The sequence below is a fragment of the Candidatus Margulisiibacteriota bacterium genome (assembly GCA_028715625.1).
Classification (GTDB): Bacteria; Margulisbacteria; Riflemargulisbacteria; order GWF2-35-9; family GWF2-35-9; genus JAQURL01.
Genome location: JAQURL010000003.1, coordinates 60762 through 70996, shown reverse-complemented (window position 1 = coordinate 70996; position 10235 = coordinate 60762). Strand labels below are relative to the sequence as shown.

10 protein-coding genes are annotated in these 10235 nt (G+C 38.7%); 9 read left to right on the top strand and 1 reads right to left on the bottom strand.

The window, feature by feature from the left end; all coding sequences use genetic code 11:
* The first annotated feature begins 192 nt into the window (after positions 1-192).
* From PHV30_01325 to purN, 9 genes are all read left to right on the top strand, one after another.
* Entirely contained in the window at positions 193-1650 is a 1458-nt protein-coding gene (locus tag PHV30_01325) for a ComEC/Rec2 family competence protein (GenBank protein MDD5455653.1), read from the top strand.
* A gap of 125 nt (positions 1651-1775) precedes the next feature.
* On the top strand, positions 1776-3071 hold the full coding sequence (gene nusA, locus PHV30_01320; protein ID MDD5455652.1) for a transcription termination factor NusA: 1296 nt from the start codon (positions 1776-1778) through the stop codon (positions 3069-3071).
* A gap of 22 nt (positions 3072-3093) precedes the next feature.
* On the top strand, positions 3094-5160 hold the full coding sequence (infB, locus tag PHV30_01315; protein MDD5455651.1) for a translation initiation factor IF-2: 2067 nt from the start codon (positions 3094-3096) through the stop codon (positions 5158-5160).
* Positions 5161-5169: 9 nt separating this feature from the next.
* A complete protein-coding gene (gene rbfA / locus PHV30_01310) occupies positions 5170-5502 on the top strand; it encodes a 30S ribosome-binding factor RbfA (GenBank protein ID MDD5455650.1) in 333 nt (110 codons plus the stop codon).
* 7 nt (positions 5503-5509) lie between these two features.
* Positions 5510-6478, top strand: a complete 969-nt coding sequence (locus tag PHV30_01305; protein MDD5455649.1) for a bifunctional oligoribonuclease/PAP phosphatase NrnA — start codon at positions 5510-5512, stop codon at positions 6476-6478.
* A gap of 6 nt (positions 6479-6484) precedes the next feature.
* Positions 6485-7159 carry a tRNA pseudouridine(55) synthase TruB gene (gene truB / locus PHV30_01300; protein ID MDD5455648.1) on the top strand — a complete coding sequence of 225 codons (675 nt, stop codon included), beginning with the start codon at positions 6485-6487 and terminating at the stop codon, positions 7157-7159.
* Positions 7146-8003 (top strand): riboflavin biosynthesis protein RibF, encoded by an 858-nt coding sequence (ribF, locus tag PHV30_01295; GenBank protein MDD5455647.1) that lies wholly within the window; start codon positions 7146-7148, stop codon positions 8001-8003. Before truB ends, ribF begins: the two co-directional genes overlap by 14 nt.
* An 87-nt stretch (positions 8004-8090) precedes the next feature.
* Positions 8091-9101, top strand: a complete 1011-nt coding sequence (gene purM, locus PHV30_01290; GenBank protein ID MDD5455646.1) for a phosphoribosylformylglycinamidine cyclo-ligase — start codon at positions 8091-8093, stop codon at positions 9099-9101.
* Entirely contained in the window at positions 9085-9696 is a 612-nt protein-coding gene (gene purN / locus PHV30_01285) for a phosphoribosylglycinamide formyltransferase (protein ID MDD5455645.1), read from the top strand. Before purM ends, purN begins: the two co-directional genes overlap by 17 nt.
* On the opposite strand, the gene PHV30_01280 is transcribed toward purN, so the two are convergent.
* Positions 9693-10121, bottom strand: a complete 429-nt coding sequence (locus tag PHV30_01280; GenBank protein MDD5455644.1) for a hypothetical protein — start codon at positions 10119-10121, stop codon at positions 9693-9695. The two genes, purN and PHV30_01280, sit on opposite strands and share 4 nt — an antisense overlap.
* Positions 10122-10235 lie beyond the last annotated feature (114 nt).

The following is a 10235-nucleotide window of genomic DNA, read 5'->3' as shown; positions in this document are numbered from 1 at the left end:
CCGCCTGAGCAGCATGGAAATTCTTATTTCATTAACAACGGATATAAGTTTTGTTTGCATTAGCGTTATAACTCCAGAAAAGTTTAATCTTATAATTATCGAACTCAATTTTTATTAGTTGCAAAAAATAGAAACACAATTATTACGTTAACATATATTTACAGATAAGCGTTAACGTATTATCATGCTTTTATGATCGTTTATATGTTTTTCAGCAGTTTGACAGGGCTGCTTGCTGCTACATATTTGCCAGTAGTTTATGCGGTTGTTTTATGCTTGATATTGGTATTTCTGTGGCTGTTTAACTACAGATGTGTTACCGCGGAGCAAAGATCATTATGGTTTATTTCGCTGTGCTGTTTCACTTTTATGCTGGCCAATTCTCAGATCAGACAATATTTTTTAGATCACGATATAAATCTGCTGCAAAGGCAAAGCGATAAAATTGTTTATATCGAAGGTGTTATCCAGAAAGCTTCGCAAAACCAATATACATTTAAAATTTGTAAACTTCAAACAGCTGACCGGAAAATTTTTCTCAGTGCCGCGACTTCCTTTTGGTTATATGGCAAGCGGCTGGAAACATCAGATAAAATTTCTCTGAAAGCTTTGGTGGAGCTTAAAAAATTCGGGAAAAAAGAGCGAATAATCCTTAAGAAAATAGAGCTTGTGCGGGTACGAAAAAGTTCAATCAACTGGCTTTACAAGTTTAGGGAAAATCTTACGGCTACAATCAATGATTATCTGTCGCCTTTTTACGCCAATTTTTTTGTCGGCTTATTGCTGGGCGATGATACCATTCAGGTTGACCCTGCATTGAAAACAGTTTTCAGAGACCTGGGTCTTTTGCATTTATTGGTAGTGTCAGGCGCGCAGGTGGCGATACTTTCCGGAATGATGCTGACAGTTTTTAATTTGCTGCATTTGAACAGGTGGTTGAAATTCTTTATGCTACTGGTTGTAAACGGTTTTTTCATGCTCATAACCGGAGGCGATGTCTCTATATTCAGAGCTGTTTTAATGCTGCAAATAAATTTGTTTTTAACTTTTCAGGACAGGCAGAAAAGTTCAACGGATATTTTACTCATGACCGCACTGATAATGCTGGTGTTAAATCCTGGTAATCTTTATAATCTGGGTTTTATTCTATCTTTCGGTGCTACATTTTCTCTGTTGGAATTAAATCCCAGGCTTGCAAAATTAATGACTGAAAGATTGTCTGTGCCGACATTTGTTGCGGAACAGCTGAGCATGAACATATCTCCGTTATTAATTACGACTCCATTTATTATGCTTATTTTTCATCGTTTCGATTTTTTGGCCCTGGCTGCCAATCTTTTTTTGGGATTCTTTATCAGCTACATTGTGATTACAGGTTTCGTGGCGCTTATGCTGACATTATGCCTGCCGCTAGCCGCTACAATTGTCTTCAAATTTGTTCTGGGGCTTATGGTCCTGGTTAAAAGCGGTGCGCAGTTGTTGTATCAGGTTCCCGGACATACTCTCAGGTTTGCAAATATCTATGCTGTAAACATTTTAGCATATTACACCTGTCTTTTTATGTGTATGTACAACTCTGAATATTTACAAAAACGGTTATATTTTGTCTTTATTCCGGTTATTGTCGTAAATGTATATTTCATGGTTTAATGCAGGAGTTCCTAACCCCAAATAATTTTGTGGTTGCTGTATTACTTATTAAGTAATATAATTGTGTTGCTCAGGAAGGTGGGATTTTCCCACTTTTTTTTTAATCTTGAAAAGGAGTTTAATTCATGATTAAGATCGACGGATTAAGAGAAGTTATAGCTCAGATAAAAAGTGAGAGAGGTATCCCTGAAGATGAAATAATGGGCGCCATTTCAGATGCTCTGGTATTGGCAGCCAAGCGTTATTACGGGGTTTCCGACAATCTTAAAGCTATACTGGACCTGGATAACAGTAACGCCATGATAATGGCTACCATGAAAGTTGTAAAAACTGTAACCGATCCTAAAACAGAAATTACCACCAAAGAAGCAAAGAAACTTAGGTCTACTGCCAAACTGGGTGAAGAAGTAGATATGGAAATCCATCCGCCCGATTTCGGTCGTATAGCCGCGCAAAAAGCCAAACAGGTTATTACTCAGCGTATTATTGAGGCTGAAAAAAAGTCTATCATGTCCGAATATCAGGATAAGATAGGTAACCTGATTACAGGTATTGTCCAGCGCATAGAAGGTAGTAATTATCTTATAAATCTGGGACGAACAGAAGCTGTCCTTGATTATCGCAATCAGATACCCGACGAAACATATCGTCTTAAAGACCGCATAAAATTATACCTGGTGGATATTGCCCGTACCAATCGAGGACCGGAAGTTGTTGTTTCCAGGTCACATGAAGGGTTGGTAAAAAAGATGTTTGAACTGGAAGTTCCGGAAATTGCCGAAGGTGTTATAGAAATTAAAGCAATTGCCAGGAAAGCCGGTTACAGAACAAAGATAGCAGTTCATTCCAACAGTGCTGAAGTAGGAGCCGTAGGTACTTGCGTCGGACGAATGGGCGCGCGTATCCAGGCTGTGCTTAAGGAAATTAACGGTGAAAAAATTGATATTATTGAATGGAAAGAAGATACTTGCGAACTTATCGCCAATGCTTTAAAACCAGCAACCATTTATAGAGTGGAAATCGTGGATAAAGATGAAAAAAGGGCCAAAGCTATTGTTGAGGATGATCAGCTTTCATTAGCCATCGGCAAGACCGGGCTGAATGTGAGATTGGCTTCCAAGCTTACAGGCTGGAACATTGACGTAGTCAAAAAAAGCGAAGTGGAAGCAAATCTGCTGGATAAACTTATGGCTGAAAAGAAATCTAATGCCACTAAAAAAGAAACCGAAATAAAAGTAGAAGAGAAAAAAGTGGAAAAAGATGAAAAGAAAAAGATCAGAGTCAATGAAGCAGCCAGCGAACTGGGCATGAATACAGATGAATTTATAAAAAAAGTGGAAGAACAAGGCCATAAAGTTAAAAGCGCAACCAGCAATATAGATTACGATCTGTATATGAAAATTAAAGAAACAATAGCTTAATTTAGGAAAGAAGGTCTTTTTATTGAGAGTCCATGAAATTGCCAAAGAACTTGGATTAACCAGTAAAGTTTTACTGACAATTCTGGCTAAACTCAATATAGAGGCCAAAAGTCATTCCTCCAGTATTTCCGATGAAGATGTAAAAAAAGTAAAATCTCATTTGCAGGGAATGAACGAGGCAAAAGAAAGAAAAGAAAAGAAATCCATCAAGGAAAAAGCAGAGCCTGCCTTGGAAGAACCTGTATTGCCTGAAAAGAAACAGGTACCGATAGCCCTGGAAGAACCACTCCCCAAAAAAGAAGAGGCTCCCAAGCCTGAGCTGACAGTAGTAGAAATAGAAAATGAAGTTTTAACCGTAAAAGAATTCGCTCTGCTTATTAATGTACCCGTTACTCAGATACTTACCGCTCTTTTGAAAAAGGGCCTGATGATGAACCTTAATCAGAATATAGATATGACCCTGGCTGAAGAAATAGCCGGTCAGTTCAATATAGCGCTGGATATTAAAGCCATAAAAAAAACCGATCAGCAAAAACGAGTAGAAGATGTTTTTCTGGCTGAGATAGAAGAAGAGGAGAGATTTCTAAAAGAACGTCCTCCGATTGTTACGGTTATGGGACATGTAGACCATGGAAAAACCAAATTGCTGGATGCCATACGCAAAACAAATGTCGTAGATAGGGAAGCCGGTGGTATTACGCAGCATATTGGTGCTTATCAGGTACATGTGCATGGTAAGGATATAACCTTTATCGATACTCCCGGCCACGAAGCCTTTACGGAAATCAGGGCCAGGGGAGCTACCATTACCGATGTGGTTATTCTGGTTGTTGCCGCTGACGACGGTATTATGCCGCAAACCATTGAAGCTATCAATCACGCCAAGGCCGCTAAAGTACCTATTATTGTAGCAATTAATAAAATCGACAAACCGGAAGCCAACATAGACCGGGTTAAACAACAGCTTACAGAATATGATATGGTGCCCGAAGAATGGGGCGGAAAAACAGTTGTTGTTCCTGTATCTGCCAAAGAAGGCAAAGGTATAAAAGAGTTACTGGAAATGATTCTGCTGGTTTCAGAAATGGAAGAGCTGAAAGCCAATCCGCATAAAAAAGCTGTGGGTATCATTCTGGAATCGCATTTATCAAAAAACAAGGGACCGATTGCCACTGTTTTAATAAAAAGCGGTACGTTGCGCGTGGGTAACCCATTTGTTATCGGTCATGTATTCGGAAAAGTCCGAGCTATAACCGATGATTCCGGCAAAACCAGAAAAGACGCAACGCCTTCTTTGCCAGTAGAAATAATGGGGCTTTCCGATGTGCCTAATGTTGGGGACGTTATGCAGGTTGTTTCTTCAGAAAAAGAAGCAAAAAATATTGCTGAGGAACGCAGACATGAAGTAGAAGATGATATGAGAAAAAAGAAAAAGGCAATGACCCTGGAAGATTTTTCCCAGAAAATAAGCGAAGGGGAAATCACTACTGTTAATTTGATAATCAAGGCTGACGTGATAGGCTCACTGGAAGCCATACTCAGCTCCATAGCAAAAATTAAGGTGGAGAATACCACTGTCAATGTGGTGCATAGCAGCACCGGTATTATTACAGAATCAGACGTGATGCTGGCCAAAGCTTCTCAGTCTATTATTCTGGGATTTAATGTAGCCTTACCAATGGAAATAAAAAACAAGGCAGAGGAAGATGGAATTGTTATTAAATTATATAATATTATTTATAAACTTATAGATGAATTGAACGGCACCTTAAAAGGTCTTTTGAAACCAACTTATGAACGGGTAATGATCGGAGTAGCTGAGGTCAGAAGTTTGTTCAAGTTTTCCAAAGTCGGTGTTATCGCGGGTTGTTATGTAACCGAAGGTAAGGCTGTACGCAATTCCGAAGTAGAGATTTTTCGCGATAATAATATGATATTTCAGGGTAAATTAACCTCTTTAAAAAGATTTAAAGACGATGTAAAAGAAGTTCAAATGGGTTACGAATGCGGAATAGTGCTGGATGGTTTTAATGAATATAAAGAAGGGGACCGCATTCATGTTTTCGCCCTGCAGGAAATTACAAAATAATTCAAAACCATGAAAAACAGAGAAGTCAGACTGGCTGAAGAAATTAAGCGAATTGTATCCGACATTATTCAGTTTGAAATGAAGTCTAAGGTAGAGCTTTTCAGCATTACTTTTGTGAAACTTAACAAAGATTTATCTCATGCCAAAATATACCTAAGCTTTTTTTCCAAAAATAACGGATCAAATCTGGCAAAAATAGAAGAGGCCAAAGGCTTCATTCGTTCTCAGCTGGCAAAAAAGGTCCGGATGAGGAAGGTTCCGGAGCTGGAATTTGTTTTGGACACTTCCATTGAAGAGGGTACTCGTATTTTGGAGAAAATCAAAGAGCTGAATATCAGCTAGCCCTGTCATGCGTTTAAATCCCAAAATAGTTACGCAATTACAAAAAAAGATCGCGGCAGCCCGAAGCATTTTGCTGCTGGCTCACGAATTTCCCGATGGCGATGCATTCGGTTCGGTAGCGGCCATGAATTTTGTATTGAAGCATATGAAGAAGAAGGTTGATATTGCCTATTTGCGGCTGGATAATTCCAGTTGGGATTATCTTTATTTTTTCAAAGGACTGAATATTCATGAATATAGCGAACTTGCCGAAAAAAAATATGATCTGGCTATTATTCTGGACTCCAGTAATGAGAACAGGCTTGGCGAGCAAAAAGTTTTGTTGTCGAGGTGTTCATTTGTGATTAATATCGACCATCATCCGGACAATAGTGAGTTCGGCGATTTAAATCTTTTGCATTGGGCCTCTGCTGTTGGCGAAATCCTTTATTTTTTGTTTAAGAAAATGAAAGTTGATATTTCCCGGGAAACCGCAATATGTTTATTGATTTCCATAATCACAGACACCGGGCGCTTCAAACACAGCAGTACGCATCGCGGTATTTTTAAGGTTATTTATGAAATTTTAAAATTTGTGGAGCCTGATGATTATTACAATATAGTTCAACATTTATATAGCGAAGTATCTCTAAAAAAATCAAAATTAATACGTGAAGCTTTAAACAATCTGGAAATTTTCGGTAAAAATATCGCTTTTTCCTACATTCCGGAGGATACGGGCCTGGAGGAAGGTTTGGTTGACAATATTCTTTCCATCAAAGGAATCGGCGCTGCTGTGCTGGCACGCAGAGTGGGTAAAAATATCAAGCTAAGCTTAAGGGCCAAGGACAAAACTTTAAATGTCAGAGAACTGGCCGCGCAGTTTAACGGTGGCGGCCATATCCATGCTTCAGGCGCCAGCATGCAGCTGCAGGACCTTCCAAAACAAATCGAAGAAATCAGACAAAAAGTTAAAAAGTATTTTAATAAAAAATAAATATAAATGGAAAATAAAAAAAACACAGTTCTCGAGTTCGGAATATATAATATTTTTAAGCCTTATGGCTGGACATCTTTTGATGTGGTCAACAAGCTGAAGAAAATTTTCAAAGAAAAGAAGATAGGACACGCGGGGACATTAGATCCTATGGCTACCGGGGTCTTGGTTGTGGCAGTGGGAAGGGAATATACCAAGAAATTGCAGGAGTTAACCGGACTTGATAAATGTTATCTGGCCGAGATTATGCTCGGAGTGGAAACAGATTCTTATGACCTGGAAGGAAACATTGTGCAAATGAAACAACCAGGTACGATTGAGGAGGAAGCGGTTATTGAAGTCCTCAAGAATTTTAAGGGAGAAATAAAGCAAAACCCCCCTGTTTATTCCGCTATCAAAAAGAACGGCCGAAAGCTGTACGAGTATGCACGCAAGAACCAGGAAGTGGAGATAGAAGAGCGTACAGTGCAAATTTCATCCATGAAATTGTTATCTTATAAGAATGGTTTTTTCCCTAAACTTATTATTAAAACCGTAGTCTCCAAAGGCACTTATATCCGTTCACTCGCGCATGACATTGGAGTTATGCTGAATACGGGAGCGGTCTTAAGTCGTCTGACCAGGCTGGCAGTAGGTCCATATTATGTACAGGAGTCCAGGCAGCTTAATGAATTTTTCTGATTTTTTGTTAGATAAAAACTCTATGAACAAGACCAAAGGCAGAACTCTTGCTCTGGGAGCCTTTGACGGTTGCCATCTGGGACATCGGGTCTTGTTTGACAAGGTTGATTTTTCCGTTACTTTTCATCCCTCACCCAAAGCCTATTTTTCCCCTAATGACAGTATCCTTAATTTGATTGATGAAAAGAAGATTTTGTATCCGGGTTTTGTTTTTTTGAAGTTTGACGAACGTATGATCGACCTTAGCGGTGAGCAATTTATAAAAGGTATTGTGGATACGTTAGCCCCCAAAAAAATTGTTGTGGGCTGGGACTTTCATTTCGGCAGGAATTTACAAGGGAATACCGATGCCATGAAAAGTCTGGCTGAAAAATATAAATTCAAATTGGAAATCGTACCGCCCGTTAAAGTTGACGGACATATTGTTAAAAGTACGTTAATCAGGGAATTGCTGCACAAAGGAGAAATTGAAAAAGCCAACTGTTTTCTGGGCTATGAATATTTTTTTATGTCAGAAGTGGTCCATGGCAAGGGACTGGGGAAAAAATTGGGTTTTCCCACAATTAATCTGAAGATTGTTCCCAGAAAGTTGCTGCCCAAATCCGGTGTATATTCGGGACATACTGCGTTTAATGGAAGAAAACATTTAACAGCTATCAGCATTTTGCGGCGTGAAACATTGGAATGTGAAGGTCATATTCTGGACTTTAAAGAAGATCTTTATGGACAGACAGTGCAAATTTCTTTTAACAGGTTTGTGCGTGAGCAGCAAAATTTTTCGACGACTGAGCTATTAAAAAAACAAATTGAACTTGATGTAAAAGAGATAGCGACAAATCGTTAACGCAGGCTAACAGGGCCAAATTAGGCCATACTCGCAAAACTTGAATTATGTTATAATGCGAGAGATTCTGCATTTCAAGGAGTGATTATGGGACTAACATATAAAGAATCCGGAGTGAATATTGAAGCCGGTTACGAATCGGTAAAACAGCTGACCAGAGAAGTAAAAAAAACATTTAATCCTATGGTAATAGACAATTTCGGTAGTTTCGGCGCTTTATTTTCACCCAACTGGAAAGACTATAAAGAGCCTATCCTGGTATCCAGCACCGACGGTGTAGGCACAAAACTGCTTCTGGCTATTGAGTTGGGTATCTTTGAAACGATCGGTATCGATCTTGTAGCCATGTGTGTTAATGACATTATCGCTCTTGGCGCCAGACCTTTATTCATGCTTGATTATATAGCTTTGCATAAGCTGGAACCGGAACTGGTTACAGCTATAATCAAGGGGATAGTTAAGGGTTGTCAGGAAACCGATTGCGCGCTAATCGGCGGAGAAACCGCTGAAATGAAAGACGTCTATAGAAAAGGAGATTTTGATCTGGCCGGGTTTGTTGTCGGTATTGTAGACAAAAAGAAGGTTATTAACGGCAAGACAATTAAAGAAGGCGACGCAATACTGATGTTCCCGTCCAGCGGCGCGCACAGTAACGGTTATTCTTTGGCCAGAAAACTGGCTGAGCTGGCCAAAACCAAAAAAGAACAGTTGGCCCTGAAAAAAGAACTTTTAACTCCTACAAAACTTTATGTGCGTCCGGTACTTGAGCTTATTAAAAAATATGAAATCAAAGGTATTGCCAACATAACAGGGGGAGGTCTTTACGAAAATGTGGCCAGAATTCTGCCTGCCAAACTGGACGCTGTTTTTGAAACGGGAACATGGGAGATACCATCTATCTTCAGGAAATTGCAGAAATTAGGTAAGGTAGTAGATCGGGAAATGTTCAATACCTTTAATATGGGTATGGGGATGATTTTTGTTACTTCTCCGGATACTGCAAAAAAAATTCTTAAAGCCAATAAAAATGAAGTTTATCAGGTGGGTTCGATAAAGAAAGGCAGTAAACAGGTTATTATTAATGGCATCAAAAACTAGACTGGGTATATTGGGCTCTGGACGCGGTACCAATTTTTTAGCAATACAAAATAATATCATTCAGGGTAAACTCGATGCTGAAACTGCAATTGTGCTTTCAGACAAAAAATCCAAAATACTGGAGCATGCAAAGCATTTCGGTCTGGAAACGAAATTTGTCGATCCCAGTTTGTTTGCTGATAACCGTAAATTTGATAAAGAACTTATCCGTTTATTAAAATCTGCTAAAGTAGAGTTGGTCATTCTGGCCGGTTATATGAAAATTCTATCTGCCGAATTTATAAATGCTTTCCCCAGTCGTATTATGAATATTCATCCGTCATTATTACCTTCTTTCAAGGGATTGAATGCTCAAAGGCAGGCTCTGGAATATGGTGTTAAATATTCGGGATGTACTGTTCATTTTGTTAACAGTCATCTGGATGCAGGTCCTATTATCTTGCAGTCTGTGGTTCCAGTCCTTGATACGGATAGTGTGGATACATTGGCTGCGCGGATACTGGATGAAGAACATAAAATTTATACTCAGGCCATAGACCTCTATCACAAAAAGAAACTAAGAGTAGTTCATAATAAAGTAAAAGTTTCTGCTTAATCGTTTTTTGTTATCGGACAAATCTTGATTTTATTGCGAACGCTAAGAATATGAGCAAGGATCCTGATCATTCTTTTATTGCAGTTCCCCTTGGGGTGAGCATTATAGAAACTGGTTAAAGTTTTATTTAATAAACTGGTTTTTAAAAAATTTACGGGTATTTTTTCTGCCTTGCCGATTAGTTTTATGTATGACCGGATAATCAATCCGGAAAAAGATGAGTTCTCTTTGGTGCGCACCCAGGGTAAACGGGTGGAGTTATGTTCTTTTATTATTTCGTAGATCGCCTCGAAATCCTGTGGCTTTATATTCATGGATGGGTTTAGTAAGTTTTGTTCCTTAATATATCCGTTGACCCGTTTAAGGAGTACCGGATGAATGGCTGGATCAAAAAAAATATTTGAATTTTTTAAGCTGATAATCATTGTAAATATAATAAAGTTTTATTAATATATCGATAGAAAATTTTGTAAATTTCAAGAGACGTAAAAGGACCAGGCAAAATACGACTGACTAAAATTTACTTAAGGATTATAATA